Origin of the sequence: Pseudomonas rhodesiae (assembly GCF_013285305.1) — a bacterium.
Lineage (GTDB): Bacteria > Pseudomonadota > Gammaproteobacteria > Pseudomonadales > Pseudomonadaceae > Aquipseudomonas > Aquipseudomonas rhodesiae.
In genome coordinates this window covers 4,468,423-4,489,925 of sequence record NZ_CP054205.1, presented here as the reverse complement: position 1 = coordinate 4,489,925, position 21,503 = coordinate 4,468,423, and the positions used below count along the sequence as shown (strand labels likewise).

The window sequence follows — 21,503 nt, the reverse complement described above, 5'->3', positions numbered from 1 at the left end:
TTACTCGGCGGTATGAGCGTCGGCGGCGCAGGCGGGTTTGCCTGCTGCATATTTAAGACTCGGATCGACCAGCGCATCAAAGCGTTTGAGCGCTTCGGAGCCAATCAGCAGCGGATATTGGAAAGCGCTGCGGTCAGTCAAGTTCACTTCGATGCTGCGTAAAGCGGTGCCCATGCAGATATCCAGGGCAATCACCGGGCGGGCGGTGTAGTTCTTGTCCTCATCGGGGTCGTAGTCACCGGCGCGGCGCTTGATTTTGCTGACCCGGGCCAGGGGGCGTTCGATGGGGTGGGAGTGGGCAGTGTCGATCGCCAGGTAGAAGCGCACCCAAGACTCACCGTTGCGCTTGAAGCGTTTGATATCGCGGGCGCTGAGGGAGGCGGTCTTGGCGCCGGTGTCCAGTTTGGCGGCGACTTCCAGGTCGATGCCGGCCAGTTGGGCGTATTCGTTGAGGCCATACACAGTCTTCTCGGCGGCAGCGCCAAGGCTTGGGATGGCCAGCAGGCAAAACAATAGGGGGAGGGGCTTGAGTGTCATAGATCCTGAGGCAGTGCAGTGCGATGTTCATTCATGGCGACTGGCATGACTGCGCAATCTCTGGTACGCCCTTTCATCAAAAGACGTCAGGCAAAGGCGGCGGGCATTCTAGCATGATGCTTTTCTGACGCCAGCGCTGGCAGCCGGCCATGTTGTGCGCAATCGCAGGGAGGTTATTAGACGATTGTCGACAATGTGCATTTATTCTTTGACTAGCTGCGGTCTATTGGCTAGTTTTTGCCGCATTGGTTTTAAAGGTGTCGACAATATGCGGGTTCAAGCAGAGCTTCCGACGGTGGCGTCGGACGACTCCCAAACAATGTCGGAGAACGTCTTTCGGCGTATCCAGGCCGCCATCGTCAAAGGTGAGATCGCCCCCGGCAGTAAGATCTCCGAGCCGGAACTGGCGCGCACCTACGGCATCAGCCGCGGCCCGCTGCGTGAAGCGATCCATCGCCTGGAAGGCCAGCGCCTGCTGGTGCGGGTGCCCCATGTGGGCGCGCGGGTGGTTTCGCTCAGCCATGCCGAGCTGATCGAGCTGTACGAAATCCGCGAATCCCTGGAAGGCATGGCCTGTCGCCTGGCGGCCGAGCGCATGACCGACGCCGAGATCGAAGAGTTGCGCCAGGTGCTGCATACCCATGAGCGGGATGCGGCGTTCCAGGCCGGTGTCGGCTATTACCAGCAGGAAGGCGACTTCGATTTCCATTACCGCATCATTCAAGGCGCGGGTAACCGCACCCTGACCCAGATGCTTTGCGGCGAGCTGTACCAATTGGTGCGCATGTACCGCATCCAGTTTTCCGCCACGCCCAACCGTCCACGCCAGGCATTTGCCGAGCACCATCGCATTCTGGACGCGATTGCCGACCGCGACGGCGAACTGGCCGAATTATTGATGCGCCGGCATATCGGCGCCTCCAAGCGCAATATCGCCCGTCATTTCCCCGACGGCGCCACCCAGACAGCCACTCAGCGAGGTGAGTCATGAGTTCCAACAATAACAGCACCCCAGGCCAGCGTTTCCGTGATGCGGTGGCCAGTGAGCACCCCTTGCAGGTGGTCGGCACGATCAACGCCAACCATGCGCTGCTGGCCAAGCGCGCCGGCTTCAAGGCCATCTACCTCTCGGGCGGCGGGGTGGCCGCCGGCTCCCTGGGCGTGCCGGACCTGGGCATCACCGGCCTGGATGACGTGCTGACCGACGTGCGCCGCATCACCGACGTGTGCGACCTGCCGCTGCTGGTGGACGTGGACACCGGTTTCGGCTCCTCGGCGTTCAACGTGGCGCGCACCGTCAAGTCGATGATCAAGTTCGGCGCGGCCGCCATCCATATCGAGGACCAGGTCGGGGCCAAGCGCTGCGGCCATCGTCCGAACAAAGAAATCGTGTCCCAACAGGAAATGGTCGACCGCATCAAGGCTGCCGTGGATGCGCGCACCGATGACAGCTTCGTGATCATGGCGCGCACCGATGCCCTGGCCGTCGAGGGCCTGGAGTCCGCTCTGGAGCGTGCCGCAGCGTGCATCGAAGCCGGCGCTGATATGGTGTTCCCGGAAGCAATCACCGAGCTTGAGATGTACAAACTGTTCGCCGCGCGGGTGAAAGCGCCGATCCTGGCCAATATCACCGAATTCGGCGCGACCCCGCTGTACACCACCGAACAGTTGAAATCTGCGGATGTTTCCCTGGTGCTGTACCCGCTCTCGGCCTTCCGTGCCATGAACAAGGCCGCCGAAAACGTGTACACCGCGATCCGTCGCGACGGCACTCAACAGAATGTGATCGACACCATGCAAACCCGCATGGAGCTTTACGATCGCATCGACTACCACACCTTCGAGCAGAAGCTCGACGCGCTGTTCGCCGCCAAGAAATAAGCGCAGCGCCTCCCAGATAACTACAAAATTGGAGAAGAACCATGGCTGAAGCAAAAGTATTGAGTGGCGCCGGCCTACGTGGTCAGGTGGCCGGGCAGACTGCACTGTCCACCGTGGGCCAGGCCGGTGCCGGCTTGACCTATCGCGGCTACGACGTGCGTGAATTGGCCGCCGACGCGCAATTCGAAGAGGTCGCCTACCTGTTGCTGTACGGCGAGCTGCCGAGCAAGACCGAATTGGCAGCCTACAGTGCCAAGCTGAGCAAATTGCGCGACCTGCCTCAGGCGCTCAAAGAAGTGCTAGAACGCATTCCCGCCGACGCCCACCCGATGGATGTGATGCGCACCGGTTGCTCGTTCCTGGGCAATATCGAGCCGGAAAAAGACTTCAGCGCCCAGCGCGATGTCACCGACCGCCTGCTCGCCGCGTTCCCAGCGATCATGTGCTACTGGTACCGCTTCAGCCACGACGGCCAGCGCATCGACTGCGTGAGCGACGAGCCGAGCATCGGCGGGCACTTCCTGCACCTGCTGCACGGCAAGACGCCGAGCGAGTTGCACGTCAAAGTGATGAACGTGTCGTTGATCCTCTACGCCGAGCATGAATTCAACGCCTCGACCTTCACCGCGCGGGTCTGCGCCTCGACCCTGTCCGACCTGTATTCCTGTGTCACCGCCGCCATCGGTTCCCTGCGCGGCCCACTGCACGGCGGCGCCAACGAAGCGGCGATGGAAATGATCGAGCGCTTCGCCTCGGCCGAAGAAGCGGTGGAAGGCACCCTTGGCATGCTGGCGCGCAAAGACAAGATCATGGGTTTCGGCCACGCGATCTACAAAGACAGCGACCCGCGTAACGAAGTGATCAAGGGCTGGGCGAAGAAACTCGCCGATGAAGTGGGCGACACCGTGCTGTTCCCGGTGTCCGAAGCCATCGACAAGACCATGTGGGAGCAGAAGAAACTGTTCCCCAACGCCGACTTCTACCATGCCTCGGCATACCACTTCATGGGCATCCCGACCAAGCTGTTCACGCCGATCTTCGTGTGCTCGCGCCTGACCGGCTGGGCCGCCCATGTGTTCGAACAACGTGCCAACAACCGCATCATCCGTCCGAGCGCCGAGTACATCGGCGTCGAGCAGCGCAAGTTCGTGCCAATCGAACGTCGCTGAATGGGAACACCGACGATCTCGAAGTAGAAACCGGACCCAGTGTGGGAGGGGCAAGCCCCTTCCACATTTAAGTCGCATTTCAATTTTGGATCGGCGCAGGTCTTCCTTTTGCAATCACCGTGACCGAGTCCTGACCGATGAACACTGAATTTCGCAAACCGCTCCCCGGCAGTCGCCTGGATTACTTCGATGCCCGTGCGGCGGTCGATGCCATTCGTCCCGGCGCCTATGCCACGCTGCCTTATACCTCTCGTGTGCTTGCCGAGAACCTGGTGCGTCGCTGCGACCCCGCCACCCTCAACGCCTCCCTGAGCCAACTGATCGAGCGCAAGCGCGACCTGGACTTTCCGTGGTTCCCGGCACGTGTTGTGTGCCATGACATCCTCGGTCAGACCGCCCTGGTGGACCTCGCCGGCCTGCGCGATGCCATCGCCCAACAAGGCGGCGACCCGGCGCAGGTCAACCCGGTGGTGCCGACTCAGTTGATCGTCGACCACTCCCTGGCCGTCGAAGCGGGCGGTGCCGATCCGCAGGCTTTTGAGAAAAACCGCGCCATCGAAGACCGTCGCAACGAAGACCGTTTCCACTTTATCGAGTGGACCAAGAAGGCTTTCAAGAACGTCGACGTGATCCCGCCGGGCAACGGCATCATGCACCAGATCAACCTGGAGAAAATGTCTCCGGTGATCCAGGTGCGCGACGGTGTGGCGTTCCCCGATACCTGTGTCGGCACCGACAGCCATACCCCCCATGTGGATGCCTTGGGCGTGATCGCCATCGGCGTCGGCGGCCTGGAAGCCGAGAGCGTGATGCTCGGCCGCGCCTCATGGATGCGCCTGCCGGAAAGCGTGGGCGTGGAGCTGACCGGCAAGCTGCAACCGGGCATCACCGCCACCGATATGGTGCTGGCGCTGACTGAGTTCCTGCGCCAACAGAAAGTGGTTGGCGCCTGGCTGGAATTTTTCGGTGAGGGCGCGTCCAAACTGACCCTCGGCGACCGCGCGACCATCTCCAACATGGCCCCGGAGTACGGCGCCACCGCGGCGATGTTCTACATCGATCAACAGACCATCGCGTACCTCAAACTCACCGGGCGTGAAGACCAACAGGTCGCGCTGGTCGAGCAGTACGCGCGTCACACCGGCTTGTGGGCCGACGATCTCAAGGGCGCCCAATACGAGCGCGGCCTGACCTTCGACCTCTCCAGCGTCGTGCGCAATATGGCCGGCCCGAGCAACCCCCACGCTCGCGTCGCCACCCGCGACCTGGCCTCCAAAGGCATCAGCGGCCAATGGGACGAAGTGCCCGGTCAAATGCCCGACGGCGCCGTGATCATTGCCGCCATCACCAGCTGCACCAACACTAGCAACCCGCGCAACGTGATCGCCGCCGGCTTGCTGGCGCGTAATGCCAACAAACTGGGGCTGACACGCAAGCCGTGGGTCAAATCGTCCCTGGCACCGGGTTCGAAAACCGTGGCCATGTACCTGGAAGAAGCCGGCCTGGGCCATGAACTGGAAAAACTCGGTTTTGGCGTGGTGGCGTTTGCCTGCACTACCTGCAATGGCATGTCCGGCGCGCTGGACCCGGTGATCCAGCAGGAAATCATCGACCGCGACCTGTACGCCACCGCCGTGCTGTCGGGCAACCGCAACTTCGATGGGCGTATTCACCCGTACGCCAAGCAGGCGTTTCTCGCGTCGCCGCCGTTGGTGGTGGCCTACGCGATTGCTGGCACCATCCGTTTCGATATCGAAAAGGACGTGCTCGGCCACGACGCCCATGGCAAGGAAATCCGCCTGCAGGACATCTGGCCAAGCGATGAGGAAATCGACGCGGTGGTTCAGGCGTCGGTCAAGCCGGAGCAGTTCCGCGCCGTGTATATCCCGATGTTCGCGGTGCACGAGGACACCGGCCCGAAAGTTGCGCCGCTGTACGACTGGCGCCCGCAAAGTACCTATATCCGCCGTCCGCCGTACTGGGAGGGCGCGCTGGCCGGGGCGCGGCCGCTCAAGGGCATGCGCCCGCTGGCGGTGCTGCCGGACAACATCACCACCGATCACCTGTCGCCTTCCAACGCGATCATGCTCGACAGCGCCGCCGGCGAATACCTGGCGAAAATGGGCCTGCCGGAAGTGGACTTCAACTCTTACGCGACCCACCGTGGCGACCACCTGACCGCGCAGCGCGCCACCTTCGCCAACCCGAAACTGTTCAACGAAATGGTCGTCGAGAACGGCAAGGTCAAGCAGGGCTCCCTGGCGCGCATCGAACCGGAAGGCAAGGTCACGCGGATGTGGGAAGCCATCGAAACCTACATGGAGCGCAAGCAGCCGTTGATCATCATCGCCGGCGCCGATTACGGTCAGGGCTCGTCCCGTGACTGGGCGGCCAAGGGCGTGCGTCTGGCCGGTGTGGAAGCGATTGCCGCCGAAGGCTTCGAGCGTATTCACCGCACCAACCTGGTGGGCATGGGCGTGTTGCCGCTGGAGTTCCTGCCGGGCACCAACCGCCACACCTTGCAGATCGATGGCAGCGAAACCTATGACGTGGTCGGCGCGCGCACCCCGCGCGCGCAATTGACCCTGGTGATCAATCGCAAGAATGGCGAACGTGTCGAAGTGCCGGTGACCTGCCGCCTGGACACCGCCGAAGAAGTGTCGATCTACGAGGCGGGCGGCGTGTTGCAGCGTTTTGCCCAGGACTTCCTGGAATCGGCGGCCACCGCCTGAAGAGGATGAACATGGCACACGCACCGCAAATCAAAATCCCCGCCACCTATATGCGTGGCGGCACCAGCAAGGGTGTTTTTTTCAGCCTCCAGGACCTGCCCGCGTCGGCGCAGGTGCCGGGGGCCGCACGCGACGCCTTGTTGCTGCGGGTGATCGGCAGCCCCGACCCCTATGACAAACAGATCGACGGCATGGGCGGCGCCACGTCGAGCACCAGCAAAACCGTGATCCTGGCCAAAAGCACTCGCCCCGAGCACGACGTGGACTATCTGTTCGGCCAGGTCTCCATCGACAAGCCCTTTGTGGACTGGAGCGGTAACTGCGGCAATCTGTCGGCGGCGGTGGGCTCGTTCGCCATCAGCGCCGGCCTGGTGGACCCGGCCCGCGTGCCGCGAGATGGCGTGGCCGTGGTGCGCATCTGGCAGGCCAATATCGGCAAAACCATCATTGCCCATGTGCCGATCACCGACGGCGCGGTCCAGGAAACCGGCGACTTCGAGTTGGACGGCGTGACCTTCCCGGCCGCCGAAGTGCAGTTGGAATTCATGGACCCGGCGGCGGAAGAAGAGGGCGGCGGTGGCTCGATGTTCCCCACCGGCAACCTGGTGGACGAGCTGGAGGTGCCGGGTGTGGGCACGTTCAAAGCCACGCTGATCAACGCCGGCATCCCGACGATTTTTATCAACGCCGAAGACCTCGGCTACACCGGCACCGAACTGCAAGGCGCGATCAACAGCGACCCCAAGGCCCTGGCGATGTTCGAGACCGTGCGCGCCCATGGCGCCTTGCGCATGGGCTTGATCAAGCATCTGGACGAAGCCGCCCAGCGTCAGCACACGCCGAAGGTCGCGTTTGTGGCCAAGCCCGCCGATTACGTGGCGTCCAGCGGCAAGGCAATCAAGGCCGGCGATGTCGACCTGCTGGTGCGCGCCCTGTCCATGGGCAAGTTGCACCACGCCATGATGGGCACCGCGGCGGTGGCGATCGGCACCGCCGCGGCAATCTCCGGGACGCTGGTCAACCTGGCGGCCGGGGGTGTCGAGCGCAACGCCGTGCGTTTCGGGCATCCGTCCGGCACCTTGCGCGTCGGCGCCGAGGCCACTCAAGTAAACGGTGAATGGGTGGTGAAGAAAGCCATCATGAGCCGCAGTGCGCGGGTGTTGATGGAAGGTTTCGTACGCATCCCCGGTGACTCTTTCTAAGCCCGACACCCATCCTCTGTGGGAGGCGGCAAGCCCCTCCCACAGCCATAAGCAGGCACTCAGACGTGCGAAGCGATCAACCCTGACCCTGAGGACGGAGCAACCCCTAACCCACTGTGGAGAACTGCCATGAGCGCCAATGTCGACCAGAATAATCGTCCTGACTATGACCAGGTCTTGCAGGATATCGCCGATTACGTCCTCACCTACCGCATCGAGTCGCAAACCGCGCTGGACACCGCACGCTACTGCCTGATGGACACCCTCGGCTGCGGCCTGCTGGCCTTGCGTTTCCCGGAATGCACCAAGCATCTGGGGCCGATGGTGGAAGGTACGATGGTGCCGTTCGGCGCGCGAGTGCCGGGTACTGCCTATCGGCTGGACCCGGTCAAGGCGGCCTGGGACATTGGCTGCAGCGTGCGCTGGCTCGACTACAACGACACCTGGCTGGCCGCCGAATGGGGCCACCCCTCGGATAACCTGGGCGCCATCCTCGCCGTGGCCGATCACCTGTCGCAAAAGCGCGTGGCCAATGGCGATGCGCCGCTGACCGTGCGTGCGGTGCTGGAAGCGATGATCATGGCCCATGAAATCCAGGGCGTAATTGCCCTGGAAAATTCGTTCAACCGTGTCGGCCTCGACCATGTGCTGCTGGTGAAAGTCGCCTCTACCGCCGTCAGCGCAAAGCTGATGGGCGCCAATCGCGAGCAGTTGCTGTCGGCGCTGTCCCATGGGTTTGTCGATGGGCAGGCACTGCGCACTTATCGCCATGCGCCGAATGCCGGTTCGCGCAAATCCTGGGCGGCGGGGGATGCTTCCAGCCGCGGCGTGCGCCTGGCAGACATCGCGCTGCGCGGTGAAATGGGCATTCCCGGGGTGTTGAGCGCGCCGCAATGGGGCTTCTATGACGTGTTGTTCAGCCACACCAACCAGGACCTGGCCCTCAAGCCCGAAGACAAGCGGGCGTTCAGCCTGAGTCAGCCTTATGGCACTTACGTGATGGAAAACGTGCTGTTCAAGATCAGCTTCCCCGCCGAGTTTCACGCGCAGACCGCTTGCGAAGCGGCGGTGACGTTACATCCGCAGGTCAAGAACCGTCTAAACGAGATCGAACGCATCGTGATCACCACTCACGAGTCGGCGATTCGCATCATTTCCAAGGTCGGCCCACTGGCCAATGCCGCCGACCGCGATCACTGCCTGCAATACATGACCGCCGTGCCCCTGGCGTTTGGCAACCTGGTGGCCGAGCACTACGAAGATGCGTTCCACGCTGCGCACCCGATCATCGACGAGCTGCGCGACAAGATGGTCATCGTCGAAGACCCGCGCTACAGCCGCGAATACCTGGAGGCCGACAAGCGTTCGATTGCCAATGCGGTGCAGGTGTTCTTCACCGACGGCAGCTGTACCGAACAGGTGGCAGTCGAATACCCCATCGGCCATCGCCGTCGCCGCGTAGACGGAATTCCTTTGCTGGAAGACAAGTTCAAAGCCAACCTGGCCACGCGGTTTACCGCGCAGCGCAGTGCTGAGATTTTTGCATTGTGCAAAGACCAGGCGAAGCTTGAGGCCACGCCGGTCAATCGTTTCGTGGACCTATTCGTGATCTGATAAACGCCGCAGAACAATGTGGGAGAGGCAAACGCCCTCCCTCATGTGCAACCCCACTTACTCGAACCGTAGGATCACGCGACGGTTGTGCTTGCTCTTCTTCTCGATCTTCTCGCAGAACACCCGCCCGATTTCCTCGGTGTTGAGCACATGGGTGCCGCCGCAAGGCTGGATATCGATACCGGCAATTTCAATAACCCGCACCGAGCCCTGCATCACCGGCGGTGCGACGGCCTGGGTACGGGTGATCTGCAATAAAGTGCTGTATTCCGATGCGGGCATTGACAGGGTGTTGACCGGGTGCGCCTGTTCGATCAGGGCATTGAGGTCGCGGGTGAGGGTGTCTTTGTCGAGGGTCATTTCCGGCAGGTCGAAATCCAGGCGGCCTTTGTCGGCGCTGATGCTGCATCCGGTCACTGGCGCGTCGATAAGCGAGCACAGCAGGTGCAAGCAAGTGTGCATCTTCATGTGCTGGTAGCGCCGCTCCCAGTCCAGGCCGGCATCCACCTGCACGCCGGCGGTCAACTGTTCGGGCCGCTGCTCGACCTGGTGCCAGATAATCGAACGCAAGGCCGGGTCGCGCACGGTGCCGATCACCTCCACCCGGGTGCCGTCCGGCAAGGTGAAGTGCCCGGTGTCACCCGGTTGGCCGCCACCGGTGGGGTAGAACAAGGTGTGCTCCAGCGCGATTCCTTGTTCGCTGACCGCAATCACCCGGGCGCTGAAAGCGTTCTGATAGGGCGCGCTGTCGAACAGCGCCAGGGTTTCCATGGTATGCACGGACATGTTCATCCTCCGACGATCAGTGGGCTGGCTTGCAATAGATGACGCACCATTGCACTCAAGCCAGGGGGAGAGAGCAGGGTGATCTCGAATTCCGGCCCGCAAACCTTGAGGTTCAGCGGCAGGCGCGGCAGGTGGCTGGCGGGTTCTACGCGGTGCAGACGAAACTGCAGGTGATGGCGCTCCTTGACGGTGGGCTCCAGCATCAATCCCGGCAGCGGGTGGAAATCGGCATCGAGCACGGTGACCTTGTGGCTCGTATTGATCTCGCCGACCACATGCAGGCGCTCGTCCAAGGCGAACGCACCGAGGTACTTGCTGTTGTCCGACTCATCGTGCTTTTGCAGCTGGATCTGGTTGACCACCTTGACCTTGGTGCCGGCCGGCACGTCCTGGGTAATCACACAGGACGGGCTGATAAACACGTTGTCACCGATCAGCACATAGCCGAGCACGCGGGCCCCGGAGCCAACCTCGACATTGTTGCCCAGGCGCGGATGGCGCTTGCCGTCGGGGTTGTTGGCAATGCCTCGGGCACCCAGGGTCACGCCGCAGAGAATGTAGCAGTCGTTGCCGATCTCGCAGGTTTCGCCAATCACCGTGCCGTAGCCGTGGTCCAGCACAAAACGCCGGCCGATTCGGGCCGCCGGGTGAATTTCGGCGCCTGAGAGCACCTTGCCCTGGTTGCTCAGTTTGAGGGCGATGCGCGAGAACATGCCGTTGGGGGTGTCGGGAAAATTCCACACCAGATGGGCCAGGCGGTAGTACAGCACCGCTTTGAACGACGCATAGGACTCCAGAATCAGCTCGCCCCGCCCACGGGATGCCGGGTCGCGATAGGCATAGGCGATCAAATCCTCGGCAATCGCTTGGGCGGCGTTCTGGATCAGCGGCGCCAGATGCGGCTCCAAATGCTTCATCTGCGCGGGCGTCAGGGTCTTGATGAGATGGGTGAGCAACTCATCGTGCAGGTGTTGCATGTCGATAAAGCCGCCCATGGAGGCATCCCCGCATTCTGGAGGGTTGGAAAACCGGTTAGTCGAAACTGGGCAGGTAGCTGTCGGCATTGTCGTAGACCATGGTCAGCACCACCGTTTCGGGCGGTAATTCGGGAGCGAGCCTGGCGATGGCCACCATATTGGCGGCGGATGACAGGCCCAGGCTGATGGCATCGGTGCGCATGATGCGTTTCATCATGTCCTTGCAGTCCTGGTGCGACACCTTGAGCATGCCGTCGATCACATCCACGTTGAGGATGCTGGGGATCAGCCCGATCGACAGTCCCTGGATATGGTGCGGTGCGTGCTGGTTTTTCAGCAGGTCGCATTCTTCCGGCTCCACGCCCATTACACGGATGGCGGGCCAGGCGGTCTTCAGGGTTTCGCCGATACCGGTGATATGCCCGCCGGTGCCGATGCCGCTGACGAAGTAGTCCACATGGCGGTCGCCGAAGGCGCGGATGATTTCCCGTGCGGTGGTGTCGCGGTGGGTTTGCGGGTTGGCGCCGTTGCGCTGCTGGTTGAGCATCACGTAGCTGGGGTTCTCCAGCTGTAATTCCATGCACTTTTCGCCATGGGAATTGTTCCCGAGGCGGCTGTCCGACAGCACCACCTTGGCTCCGTACAGGCGCAGCAATTTTTGTTTTTCCGGGCTGTAATTGTCGGGAATCACCAGCACCACTTTATAGCCGAGCACGTTGCCGGCCATGACCAGGCCGATGCCGGTGTTACCGCCGCTGGGCTCGATGATGGTTTGCCCGGAGTCCCGGATCAGCACGCCTCGGCGCTCGGCGTCGAGGATCATGCCCAGGGCGATGCGCGCCTTGTGGCTGCCGCCGGGGTTGAGCGATTCCAGCTTGGCGTAGACCTCGATGCCGAGGTCTTCGGAAAATTGCGCCAGGCGCACGATGGGCGTCTGGCCGATGGCGTCGAGAATAGAGTTATGCAGCATGAGGTAGGAGCCCATGGCCGGTGGTCAGTACAAAGGCATGTCGGGTTCGACGTCGCGAACCCAGTGCTTCATGCCGCCTTGCAGGACTTTGGTGTTGGCAAAGCCCGCCGCCAGCAACGTGCTGGCGGCCTGCTCGGCGCGGGTGCCGGCATAGCAGATCAGGTAATGGGTGTTGTCGCGGTTGAGGCGATCCAGCTGCCCATCCAGCTCCGCCAGGGGGATATGCACCACCCCCGGCAACTTGCATACCTCCAGTTCACTGGCGTCGCGTACATCCAACAGTACGTCGGCGCTGCTGGGGTGTTCGATGACCTGTTTGAGCCCTTGGGGCTTGATGTAGCGTTCCTCGGCCAGCGAAGGCGCGCGCAGCATGGCATCGGCGCACACGGCCGGCGCCACGGCTTGGCTGTGGCGCAGGTCCGAACAGCACGGGCAGTCGGCGCGGCGCTTGAAGCGGATCTCGCTGAATTTCATCGCCAGGGCGTCGAAGCGCATCAACCGGCCGGACAACGGTTCACCAATGCCAATCAACAGCTTGATGGCCTCGGTGGCCTGGATCATTCCGACTACCCCCGGCAGCACGCCGATCACGCCACCGGCGCTGCAATTGGGCGCCAGTTCGGCGGGCGGTGGGCTGGGAAACAGGCAGCGGTAGCAGGGGCCGCCCTGGTAGTTGAGCACGCTGATCTGCCCGTCGAAACGGTAGATCGCTCCGTATACCAAGGGCTTGCCCAACTGTACGCAGGCATCGTTGACCAGGTAGCGGGTGTCGAAGTTATCGGTGCCGTCGATCACCAGGTCATAGGCGCCCACCAGGTCCAGGGCGTTGTCGGCATTCAGGGCGGTGTCGTGGGCATTGATCCGGATATGCCGATTGAGGTCCAACAAGCGCTGTTTGGCTGATTCGACCTTGGGCAGGCCGAGAGTGCTGTTGCCGTGGACGATCTGGCGTTGCAGGTTGCTGCTTTCCACCACGTCGAAGTCCACCAGCCCCAGGGTGCCGACGCCGGCCGCCGCGAGGTACAGGCTGATGGGCGAGCCGAGGCCGCCGGTGCCGATGATCAGCACCTTGGCTTTCTTGAGGTTCAACTGACCTTCGCGACCCACGCCGGGCAGCGTGATATGGCGCACGTAGCGCTGCACTTCTTCGTTGCTCAAGGTGTCGACGTCCATCCCGCCCGATGTAGCGAGCAGCACTTCGATGCTGGCTTTTTCCGGCAGCGGGTCGTCGGCGCTGATCAGCTCTTGCTCGGCGGTAAACAGGAAGTGTTCCTTGAGCTGGTTGTTCTTTTCGTGGAACAGATGCGGACGCAGTTGCGGGTGGCTGCTGCAGAGGTTTTCAATGACTTCGCGCAATGTCGATCCGGTGCCCTCAAGGGTCGATTCCGGCAGCTTGGCCACGCGGACCAGAATGTCGGGGAAAGAGACAGCGTTCATGGACAACTCCGTGTGCAGGTCGTTGAAAGGGTTAAGGGCGAACTGCTTGCCATCCCAGGCAAACAGCTTGGAACCCAGGGCCTGGCCCTGGCGAACATCGACCACCAGGTAGCTGACCGGGTAGATCGGTTCGCCCATGAACAGTGCCTTGTCCTGGTCTTCGTCGCTGAAATAGGCGCCGACATCCGGGTGTGAGTGGTAGATCACTACCACCGGGTTGTCGCTGCGAAACGCCTTGTTCATCAGCAGGGTGTCGGCTACCGAGAAGGTGTAGCCATTGGCCGCGCTGCGCGGGTACATCTCGGGGTTCTTGCGGTGCAGCTCATTCTGGATATTGCTGCCCTGGTACACACTGCCGTCGGCGAAGACGAAGCCACAGCATTCCTCTGGATAGGTGCGGCTGGCGTGGGTGTAGATCTGTTCCAGGGCGTCGGGGCGGAGCACGTCCATGTTTCTCTCGCGTGGTTGAAGGTGATGGGTCGGGCAGGTCAATTTTTCTTGGCCAGGAATTTTTCGATCGGCAGTTTGGTGATTGCAAAACCGGCCAGCAGGATGGCCGAGTACAGCATCAGGTCGCGGGAAATCGGCACGCCTTCGTACCAGGCGCCGATGATCACTGCGAACACCGGAAAAATGATGAACACAAACGACAGGATGATCGGGCTCAAGCGCTTGAGCAGCATGAAATACACGATGAACCCGCCCACCGAGGCCACCAGCCCGAGGTAAACCAGCGCGCTCCATGAGCGCAGGGTGATGGCATCAAACGTCGGCGTTTCAAACAACAGGCCGGCGATAAACAGCATCATCCCGGCAATCCCGATGGGCAGGGTGTTGTAGGTGATCACGCTGATGGCGCTGCCTTTTTGCTTGGTAATGACATAGCACAAGGCATGCATGATCGCGGCGGTCAGAATCGCCAACACCCCGAAGAACTCGGCGTGATCCAGGTGCAGGCCCTGGCTGCGGATGATCATGTAGAGGCTGCCGAAGCCGATGCCGATGCCGACCACCTGGGAAAAATAGATGCGCTCGCGCAGGAACAACGCCGAGAAAATCAGGATGAACACCGGCATGCAGCTGAACAGCAGGGCGGTGAGGCCGGACGACACATGCATCTCGCCGTAGTTGAGCAGGTAGTAGGGCACGCTGAAGTAGGACAGGGTCACGAACACAAAGAACCAGCGGCTCTCGCGGGGAAACAGAATCGGCTCGCGACGGGCCATGGCAAAGCATAGGAACAACGGAAAGGCGATCAGAAAACGCAGGCCCGCCGAGGTCAGTGGCGGCACGCTCTCCACGGCGATCTTGATCCCCAGCCAGGTGGTGCCCCAGCTCAGGCACACGATCAGAAACATGACGCTGGTCACCAGCCCGGCCACCCACTGTTTCTGGGTTTTGGTTTTGGCGGTGTTTTCGAGGACGGCGGACATTGGCATCGTTTATTGCTTCCCTGAGCCGAAATTGAACTCTATATTGAACTTGTAATGACTGGTTAAATTCGGCGATTGAACCCGTAAAAGCACACTATTAGGGCGAAAGATGGCTGTCAAAACAAATATTGACATGGTGTCAATTATGCGTGAGGGGCTGTCCAGCGGGCAGGGCGTGAAGTACAAGCGCCTGTCCGATGTGATGGAGCGAGGCATCCTTGAAGGCTTGATTGAACCGGGGCGAAAACTGCCGCCCCATCGGGTGCTGTCCGATAACCTGGGGGTGACTATCGGCACCATCAGCCGGGCTTATGGTGAACTGGAGCGCCTTGGGTTGGTGGTGGCTCGGGTAGGTGACGGCACTTTCGTGCGCAAGCGTGGGATGGAGCGCCAGCGCGATGAAGGGTTTCGCAACTTCAGTGAGGAACCGCGCCAGTACTTCGACATGAGCCGCAATATGCATATCCCGGGGCAGGAAACCGCCTTCCTGGCCCAGAGCTTCCAGACCCTGTCGACCAACGCTAAGTTCTTGCAGGACATCAGTGCCTACACCCCGGATGCCGGTCTGCCGCGCTACCGCGACGCGGGCGCGCAGTGGCTGGTGCAGAGCGATTTCCATCCGATTCCCGAACAGGTTATCTGCGTCAATGGCGGCCAGCATGGCTTGCTCTGCGCGATGATGGCGCTGTTGCGCGCGGGCGACACCGTGGTCACCGAACAACTGACTTACCCTGGGCTGATCACTGCCGCGCGTATGCTCGGCGTCCGCTTGATCGGCCTGGAAATGGACGACGAAGGGGTACTGCCCAGTGCGCTGGATGAAGTCTGTCGTAATCACCGGATTTCGGCGTTGTATTGCACACCGACGATTCAGAACCCGACCACCGCAGTGTTATCGGTGGCGCGTCGCGAAGCACTGGTCAAGGTGTGCCGCGAACACAACCTGCTGATTCTGGAAGACGAAGCCCATGGTGTGCTGGTGGAAGATCGGCCACCGCCGCTGAGTTTTTTCGCACCTGAGCGTACGATTTTGATCAGTAGCCTGAGCAAGGCCGTATCCGCAGGCCTGCGGGTGGGCTATGTGCATGCACCGCCGGCATTGGTCAGCCGTATCTCGGCAGCGTTGCGTTCGACGTGCTGGATGGCCACGCCGGTTACCCTGGAGCTGGCCACGCAGTGGATCGAAAACGGCACGGCGCAATACCTGCTCAGCCAGCAGATCAATGAGATCAGCCGGCGCAAAGCCCTGGTGCGCGGCCTTCTGGAGGGGCTGGAGTACCGCACCCATCTCAACAGTCCGCACTTCTGGATTGAAGTCCCTGAGCCGTGGCGTGCGTCGGAAATCGAGGCGGAACTCAAGCAGAATAATTACCTGATCGCCACTGCCGAAGCCTTCGCCGTGGGGCAGACCGCCGTGCCGCAGTTTATCCGGGCGAGTATCTGCAACACTTCGGGGGACGATCAGTTGTTGCGCGCGGGGTTCGATGCGTTGGCCACGGCGTTAGGGCAGGGAGGGGGGCGGTTTCAGCTGTAGTTGGGATAGCGGCAAGCTGCAAGCTTAGAGCTGAGTGGCCGTGGCCTGCGGCTTCAACTTGCAGCTGCCTCACTTAAACCTACGCTCTACGCCCTTCTCCACCAGAATCTTCGCGGAAATCTCTTCCACCGAAAAATGCGTGGAATTGATGTGCGCAATATTCTCGCGGCGGAACAGATTCTCCACCTCGCGCACTTCAAACTCGCACTGGGCGTAGCTCGAATAGCGGCTGTTGGGCTTGCGTTCGTTGCGGATGGCGGTGAGGCGGTCCGGGTCGATGGTCAGGCCGAACAGTTTGTGCGAATGGGCGCGCAGAGCGGCCGGCAGGGTCAGGTGCTCCATGTCGTCTTCGGTCAGCGGGTAATTGGCCGCGCGGATACCGAATTGCATGGCCATGTACAAACAGGTGGGCGTTTTGCCGCAGCGCGACACGCCCACCAGGATCAGATCGGCCTTGTCGTAGTAGTGGGTGCGGGCGCCATCATCGTTGTCGAGGGCAAAGTTTACCGCCTCGATACGCTCCATATAGTTGGAGTTATGCCCAATGGAATGGGACTTTCCGACCGAATAGGAGGAATGTTCGCTCAACTCCTGTTCCAGTGGCGCCAGGAACGTGGAGAAAATGTCGATCATGAAACCATTCGAGGTTGCGAGAATCTCACGAATGTCTTGATTGACGATGGTGTCGAAAATGATCGGCCGAAAACCGTCTTTTTCAGCCGCCAGATTGATTTGTTGTACCATGGCCCGCGCTTTTTCCACGCTGTCGATGTAAGGCCGCGTGAATTTGGCGAAGGTAACGTTTTCGAACTGCGCGAGCAGGCTTTGACCCAGTGTTTCGGCTGTAATGCCGGTGCCGTCGGAAATAAAGAAAGCAGATCGTTTCATTTGAGCCCTGGGCCTTAAGCTGATGACGAATCTTGGATATGATAGGCGCGATTTTGCCGTCCCACTGTGGGCCGCATTCTCACTTATTTTCCAGGTCCAGGCCACAAACGCTGGCGAATGCTCCTACGAGCAGCCGGCGTCCTGAGCTTTTCCAACACAGTTAGTGGAGAGATCACCTTGGTAGAGTACGTAGTTTCCCTCGATAAGCTCGGCGTCCATGATGTAGAGCATGTGGGGGGCAAGAACGCATCCCTCGGCGAGATGATCAGTAATCTTGCGGGCGCCGGTGTCTCGGTGCCGGGTGGTTTCGCCACCACGGCCCAGGCTTACCGCGATTTCCTCGAACTGAGCGGCCTCAATGCTCAGATCCACGCCGCGCTGGATGCCCTGGACGTCGACGACGTCAATGCCCTGGCCAAGACCGGTGCCCAGATCCGCCAATGGATCATGGAAGCCGAGTTCCCCGAGAAGCTCAACGAAGAAATCCGCACCGCGTTCGCGACCTTGTCGGCGGGCAACCCGGACATGGCCGTTGCCGTGCGCTCCTCGGCTACCGCCGAAGACTTGCCCGACGCTTCTTTCGCCGGCCAGCAGGAAACCTTCCTCAACATCCGCGGCGTGGAAAACGTGATCCGCGCGGCCAAGGAAGTGTTTGCCTCGCTGTTCAACGATCGCGCGATTTCCTACCGCGTGCACCAGGGCTTCGACCATAAGTTAGTTGCCCTGTCTGCCGGCGTGCAGCGCATGGTCCGTTCCGAAACCGGCACCGCCGGCGTGATGTTTACCCTCGATACCGAATCCGGCTTCCGTGACGTGGTGTTCATCACCGGCGCCTACGGCCTGGGTGAAACCGTCGTACAGGGCGCGGTCAACCCCGACGAATTCTACGTACACAAGGGCACCCTCGAAGCGGGGCGCCCGGCCATCCTGCGCCGTAACCTGGGCAGCAAGGCCATCAAGATGATCTACGGCGACGAGGCCAAGGCCGGTCGTTCGGTAAAAACCGTTGAAGTCGACAAGGCCGAACGCGCGCGTTTCTGCCTGACCGACGCTGAAGTCAGCGAGTTGGCCAAACAAGCGATGATCATCGAAAAGCACTACCAGTGCCCGATGGACATCGAATGGGCCAAGGACGGTGACGACGGCAAGCTGTATATCGTGCAGGCCCGTCCGGAAACCGTGAAGAGCCGCACTTCGGCCAATGTCATGGAGCGCTACCTGCTCAAAGAAACCGGTACCGTATTGGTGGAAGGCCGCGCCATCGGCCAGCGCATTGGCGCCGGCAAGGTTCGCATCATCAAAGACGTCTCCGAGATGGACAAAGTCCAGCCAGGCGACGTGCTGGTCTCCGACATGACCGACCCGGACTGGGAGCCGGTGATGAAGCGCGCCAGTGCCATCGTCACCAACCGTGGCGGGCGTACCTGCCACGCGGCGATCATCGCTCGTGAGCTGGGGATTCCTGCGGTCGTGGGCTGCGGCAATGCCACGCAGTTGCTCAAGGACGGCCAGGGCGTGACCGTGTCCTGCGCCGAAGGCGACACCGGTTTCATCTTCGAAGGCGAACTGGGCTTCGATATCAAGCAAAATTCCATCGACGCCATGCCGGACCTGCCGTTCAAGATCATGATGAACGTTGGTAACCCGGACCGCGCCTTCGACTTCGCGCAGTTGCCGAACGCCGGCGTGGGCCTGGCCCGCCTGGAATTCATCATCAACCGTATGATCGGCGTGCACCCCAAGGCTTTGCTGAACTACGATGGCCTGCCGCTGGATATCAAGGAAAGCGTCGATAAGCGCATCGCCGGTTACAACGACCCAGTGGGTTTCTACGTCGAGAAACTGGTGGAAGGCATCAGCACTCTGGCGGCGGCGTTCTACCCGAAAAAGGTCATCGTGCGTCTGTCGGACTTCAAGTCCAACGAATACGCCAACCTGATCGGCGGCAAGCTCTACGAGCCGGAAGAAGAAAACCCGATGCTGGGCTTCCGTGGCGCCTCGCGTTACATCAGCGAAACCTTCCGCGACTGCTTTGAACTTGAGTGCCGCGCGCTCAAACGCGTGCGTAACGAGATGGGCCTGACCAATGTCGAGATCATGGTGCCATTCGTACGGACCTTGGGCGAGGCGAGCCAGGTGGTTGACCTGCTGGCTGAGAACGGCCTGACCCGCGGCGAGAACGGCCTGCGTGTGATCATGATGTGCGAACTGCCATCCAACGCGATCCTGGCTGAAGAGTTCCTGGAATTCTTCGACGGTTTCTCCATCGGTTCCAACGACCTGACTCAGCTCACCCTGGGCCTGGACCGTGACTCCGGGATCATTGCGCACCTGTTCGACGAGCGTAACCCGGCGGTCAAGAAGCTGCTGGCCAATGCCATCCAGGCCTGTAACAAGGCCGGTAAGTACATCGGCATTTGCGGTCAGGGCCCTTCGGACCACCCTGACTTGGCCAAATGGCTGATGGAGCAGGGCATCGAAAGCGTTTCGCTGAACCCCGATTCGGTGCTGGAAACCTGGTTCTTCCTGGCGGAAGGCCAAGCGTCCGCCTGAGGTCGATCCGTGAAAAGTGCCGGTCAGCCGTGAGGTTGACCGGCATTCTTATCTGTATAGGGCGGGAATCCATGTGGACGCCGCCCTTTTTTGTGCAAGAACATTATGCAAAGCAGCAGCAACCTGTTTCCCGTCGCCTTGATCAGCGCTGAGCGTCGTGGCGACCTGAGTGAAGATGTGTATCGCCTCAAACCCGGCAACAGCCCGGACGGCAGCGTCGAACTGGCGGTGACCCGTTTGGGGCTGGCCGATGTCCCGGAAAACCGGGGCATCCCGGTTATTTTGTTGCACGGCAGTTTTTCCAATCGACGCTTCTGGTACTCGCCCAAGGGCATTGGCCTGGGCGCCTATCTGGCTCGTCGAGGCTTTGACGTGTGGATTGCGGAAATGCGCGGCCATGGTCTGTCCAAGCGCAATCAAGCGTATGCGCGTAACCGGGTGGCTGATTACGCGCGTTACGACTTGCCGGCCATCGGCGCGTTCGTGCGTGAGCAAAGCGCGCAAATCCCGCACTGGATCGGCCATTCTCTGGGCGGTACGACCTTGGCGGCGGCCCTGGGTGGGCAGTATCTGGGGGCGCCGGCGGTGGCTTCGGTCGCGTTGTTTGGCTGTCAGGTCAGCCGCACCTACTGGCCGTTGAAAATTCCACCGGTGGAGTGGGGCGGGCGCTTTATTCTCAAGCGAATGGCTGAAGTGTCCGGTGCGCGTTTCAAACGCGGGCCCGAAGACGAGCCGGTGGGGGTATTGATTGAAAATATGCGCTGGCACGGGCTGTTCGGGCGTTTCGGCGATGCCGAGCGTGACTGGTGGAAGGGCTTGGCGGACGTCGACGTGCCGTTGTTGGCGGTAAGTGCGGCGGGCGACCATCAGGACCCGGACTGGGCTTGCCGCAAGCTGTTCGAACAAGTCGGCACTGAGCATCGGCAATATGTGTGTCTGGGACGCAAGCACGGGTTTACCGAAGATTTCGGGCATGTCGAGATGCTGGTCAGCAAAGCTGCCCAAGCCGAGGTCTGGCCTCTGGTGGAGCAGTGGTTGAAAGACCCAATTACACCATTGTTCGGCGTGCCGGCGCAGGCCCTCGCGGCGGTTTGACCAAGCGCTCTACCAAGGGCGTTTCACTCCTGCGAGGTTGCGGCTAAGATATGACGCGCCGGACGCTTCTGGTCATATTCAGTCGCGTAGAGGCTATTGCGTTGCAGTGAAACCGATGGGATGTTTCCCACCCGTTTCGCCCGGTACTTCTTTGAAAGACACTTCTCTGGCAGAAAGGAATTTTTCGATGAACCATTACGTGACCCCCGACCTGTGCGACGCCTACCCTGAATTGGTGCAGGTGGTCGAGCCGATGTTCAGCAATTTTGGCGGCCGAGACTCCTTTGGCGGCGAGATTGTCACCATCAAGTGCTTTGAGGATAACTCGCTGGTCAAGGAACAGGCCGACCAGCCGGGCACCGGCAAGGTGCTGGTGGTCGACGGTGGTGGTTCCCTGCGCCGCGCGCTGCTGGGCGACATGATCGCCGAGAAAGCTGCAAAAAACGGTTGGGAAGGGCTGGTCATCTACGGTTGCATCCGTGATGTCGACGTCATCGCCCAGACCGACCTGGGCGTACAAGCCCTGGCCAGTCACCCGATGAAAACCGACAAGCGCGGCATTGGCGACCTGAACGTGGCGGTCACGTTTGCCGGCGTCACCTTCCGCCCGGGTGAATACGTGTATGCCGATAACAATGGCGTGATCGTGTCGCCCAGCCCGTTGAAAATGCCTGAATAAATCGTAAAAGCCGACA

The 21,503-nt window shown here is 61.1% G+C and carries 17 protein-coding genes; 10 read left to right on the top strand and 7 right to left on the bottom strand.

All coding sequences use genetic code 11. The features are described from left to right. Window positions 1–537, bottom strand: a complete 537-nt coding sequence (gene rloA / locus HRH33_RS20225) for a retropepsin-like aspartic peptidase RloA (RefSeq protein ID WP_034099734.1) — start codon at window positions 535–537, stop codon at window positions 1–3. Between the two features lie 268 nt (window positions 538–805). On the opposite strand from rloA, the gene HRH33_RS20220 reads away from it, so the two are divergent. From HRH33_RS20220 to prpD, 6 genes are all read left to right on the top strand, one after another. Further along, window positions 806–1,528, top strand: a complete 723-nt coding sequence (locus tag HRH33_RS20220; RefSeq protein WP_034099733.1) for a GntR family transcriptional regulator — start codon at window positions 806–808, stop codon at window positions 1,526–1,528. Then, window positions 1,525–2,418, top strand: coding sequence for a methylisocitrate lyase (prpB, locus tag HRH33_RS20215; RefSeq protein ID WP_034099732.1), 894 nt, complete (start codon window positions 1,525–1,527; stop codon window positions 2,416–2,418). The genes HRH33_RS20220 and prpB overlap by 4 nt, the downstream gene beginning before the upstream one ends. Window positions 2,419–2,459: 41 nt before the next feature. Continuing rightward, complete coding sequence (gene prpC, locus HRH33_RS20210; protein ID WP_034099731.1) at window positions 2,460–3,587, top strand: bifunctional 2-methylcitrate synthase/citrate synthase; 1,128 nt, start codon at window positions 2,460–2,462, stop codon at window positions 3,585–3,587. A 137-nt stretch (window positions 3,588–3,724) separates the two neighbouring features. Continuing rightward, window positions 3,725–6,319, top strand: a complete 2,595-nt coding sequence (gene acnD, locus HRH33_RS20205) for a Fe/S-dependent 2-methylisocitrate dehydratase AcnD (RefSeq protein ID WP_034099730.1) — start codon at window positions 3,725–3,727, stop codon at window positions 6,317–6,319. An 11-nt stretch (window positions 6,320–6,330) separates the two neighbouring features. Next, window positions 6,331–7,521, top strand: a complete 1,191-nt coding sequence (gene prpF, locus HRH33_RS20200) for a 2-methylaconitate cis-trans isomerase PrpF (RefSeq protein ID WP_167416848.1) — start codon at window positions 6,331–6,333, stop codon at window positions 7,519–7,521. 129 nt (window positions 7,522–7,650) lie between these two features. Beyond that, window positions 7,651–9,135 (top strand): 2-methylcitrate dehydratase, encoded by a 1,485-nt coding sequence (gene prpD / locus HRH33_RS20195; RefSeq protein WP_167416849.1) that lies wholly within the window; start codon window positions 7,651–7,653, stop codon window positions 9,133–9,135. A gap of 57 nt (window positions 9,136–9,192) precedes the next feature. Here prpD and HRH33_RS20190 read toward each other — a convergent pair whose 3' ends face one another. The 5 genes from HRH33_RS20190 to HRH33_RS20170 are packed head-to-tail and all read right to left on the bottom strand — an operon-like array spanning window position 9,193 to window position 14,687. Then, window positions 9,193–9,921, bottom strand: a complete 729-nt coding sequence (locus HRH33_RS20190) for an alanyl-tRNA editing protein (RefSeq protein WP_167416850.1) — start codon at window positions 9,919–9,921, stop codon at window positions 9,193–9,195. 2 nt (window positions 9,922–9,923) lie between these two features. After that, on the bottom strand, window positions 9,924–10,916 hold the full coding sequence (locus tag HRH33_RS20185) for a serine O-acetyltransferase (protein ID WP_034138961.1): 993 nt from the start codon (window positions 10,914–10,916) through the stop codon (window positions 9,924–9,926). A 37-nt stretch (window positions 10,917–10,953) separates the two neighbouring features. Then, window positions 10,954–11,868, bottom strand: a complete 915-nt coding sequence (locus HRH33_RS20180; protein ID WP_034099867.1) for a PLP-dependent cysteine synthase family protein — start codon at window positions 11,866–11,868, stop codon at window positions 10,954–10,956. Between the two features lie 24 nt (window positions 11,869–11,892). Then, window positions 11,893–13,755, bottom strand: coding sequence for a molybdopterin-synthase adenylyltransferase MoeB (gene moeB / locus HRH33_RS20175; RefSeq protein ID WP_167416851.1), 1,863 nt, complete (start codon window positions 13,753–13,755; stop codon window positions 11,893–11,895). A gap of 38 nt (window positions 13,756–13,793) precedes the next feature. Continuing rightward, complete coding sequence (locus HRH33_RS20170; RefSeq protein ID WP_162276715.1) at window positions 13,794–14,687, bottom strand: DMT family transporter; 894 nt, start codon at window positions 14,685–14,687, stop codon at window positions 13,794–13,796. Window positions 14,688–14,847: 160 nt separating this feature from the next. Here HRH33_RS20170 and HRH33_RS20165 point away from each other — a divergent pair, with 160 nt between their 5' ends. Further along, a complete protein-coding gene (locus HRH33_RS20165; protein ID WP_034138958.1) occupies window positions 14,848–16,272 on the top strand; it encodes an aminotransferase-like domain-containing protein in 1,425 nt (474 codons plus the stop codon). 69 nt (window positions 16,273–16,341) lie between these two features. Here HRH33_RS20165 and ppsR read toward each other — a convergent pair whose 3' ends face one another. Then, window positions 16,342–17,160, bottom strand: a complete 819-nt coding sequence (gene ppsR / locus HRH33_RS20160) for a posphoenolpyruvate synthetase regulatory kinase/phosphorylase PpsR (protein ID WP_034099722.1) — start codon at window positions 17,158–17,160, stop codon at window positions 16,342–16,344. Between the two features lie 177 nt (window positions 17,161–17,337). Between ppsR and ppsA the strand changes: the two genes are divergently transcribed. From ppsA to rraA, 3 genes are all read left to right on the top strand, one after another. After that, complete coding sequence (gene ppsA / locus HRH33_RS20155) at window positions 17,338–19,713, top strand: phosphoenolpyruvate synthase (protein WP_034099721.1); 2,376 nt, start codon at window positions 17,338–17,340, stop codon at window positions 19,711–19,713. A 105-nt stretch (window positions 19,714–19,818) separates the two neighbouring features. Beyond that, window positions 19,819–20,808 carry an alpha/beta fold hydrolase gene (locus HRH33_RS20150; RefSeq protein WP_167416852.1) on the top strand — a complete coding sequence of 330 codons (990 nt, stop codon included), beginning with the start codon at window positions 19,819–19,821 and terminating at the stop codon, window positions 20,806–20,808. Window positions 20,809–20,995: 187 nt separating this feature from the next. Then, window positions 20,996–21,487, top strand: a complete 492-nt coding sequence (rraA, locus tag HRH33_RS20145; RefSeq protein WP_034114828.1) for a ribonuclease E activity regulator RraA — start codon at window positions 20,996–20,998, stop codon at window positions 21,485–21,487. Window positions 21,488–21,503: the final 16 nt, after the last annotated feature.

Excerpts from the sequence above, each read along its gene's own strand:
- rloA (WP_034099734.1), bottom strand. The coding sequence starts at position 537 with ATGACACTCAAGCCCCTCCCCCTATTGTTTTGCCTGCTGGCCATCCCA.
- HRH33_RS20220 (WP_034099733.1), top strand. The coding sequence starts at position 806 with ATGCGGGTTCAAGCAGAGCTTCCGACGGTGGCGTCGGACGACTCCCAA.
- prpB (WP_034099732.1), top strand. The coding sequence starts at position 1,525 with ATGAGTTCCAACAATAACAGCACCCCAGGCCAGCGTTTCCGTGATGCG.
- prpC (WP_034099731.1), top strand. The coding sequence starts at position 2,460 with ATGGCTGAAGCAAAAGTATTGAGTGGCGCCGGCCTACGTGGTCAGGTG.
- acnD (WP_034099730.1), top strand. The coding sequence starts at position 3,725 with ATGAACACTGAATTTCGCAAACCGCTCCCCGGCAGTCGCCTGGATTAC.
- prpF (WP_167416848.1), top strand. The coding sequence starts at position 6,331 with ATGGCACACGCACCGCAAATCAAAATCCCCGCCACCTATATGCGTGGC.
- prpD (WP_167416849.1), top strand. The coding sequence starts at position 7,651 with ATGAGCGCCAATGTCGACCAGAATAATCGTCCTGACTATGACCAGGTC.
- HRH33_RS20190 (WP_167416850.1), bottom strand. The coding sequence starts at position 9,921 with ATGTCCGTGCATACCATGGAAACCCTGGCGCTGTTCGACAGCGCGCCC.
- HRH33_RS20185 (WP_034138961.1), bottom strand. The coding sequence starts at position 10,916 with ATGGGCGGCTTTATCGACATGCAACACCTGCACGATGAGTTGCTCACC.
- HRH33_RS20180 (WP_034099867.1), bottom strand. The coding sequence starts at position 11,868 with ATGCTGCATAACTCTATTCTCGACGCCATCGGCCAGACGCCCATCGTG.
- moeB (WP_167416851.1), bottom strand. The coding sequence starts at position 13,755 with ATGGACGTGCTCCGCCCCGACGCCCTGGAACAGATCTACACCCACGCC.
- HRH33_RS20165 (WP_034138958.1), top strand. The coding sequence starts at position 14,848 with ATGGCTGTCAAAACAAATATTGACATGGTGTCAATTATGCGTGAGGGG.
- ppsR (WP_034099722.1), bottom strand. The coding sequence starts at position 17,160 with ATGAAACGATCTGCTTTCTTTATTTCCGACGGCACCGGCATTACAGCC.
- HRH33_RS20150 (WP_167416852.1), top strand. The coding sequence starts at position 19,819 with ATGCAAAGCAGCAGCAACCTGTTTCCCGTCGCCTTGATCAGCGCTGAG.
- rraA (WP_034114828.1), top strand. The coding sequence starts at position 20,996 with ATGAACCATTACGTGACCCCCGACCTGTGCGACGCCTACCCTGAATTG.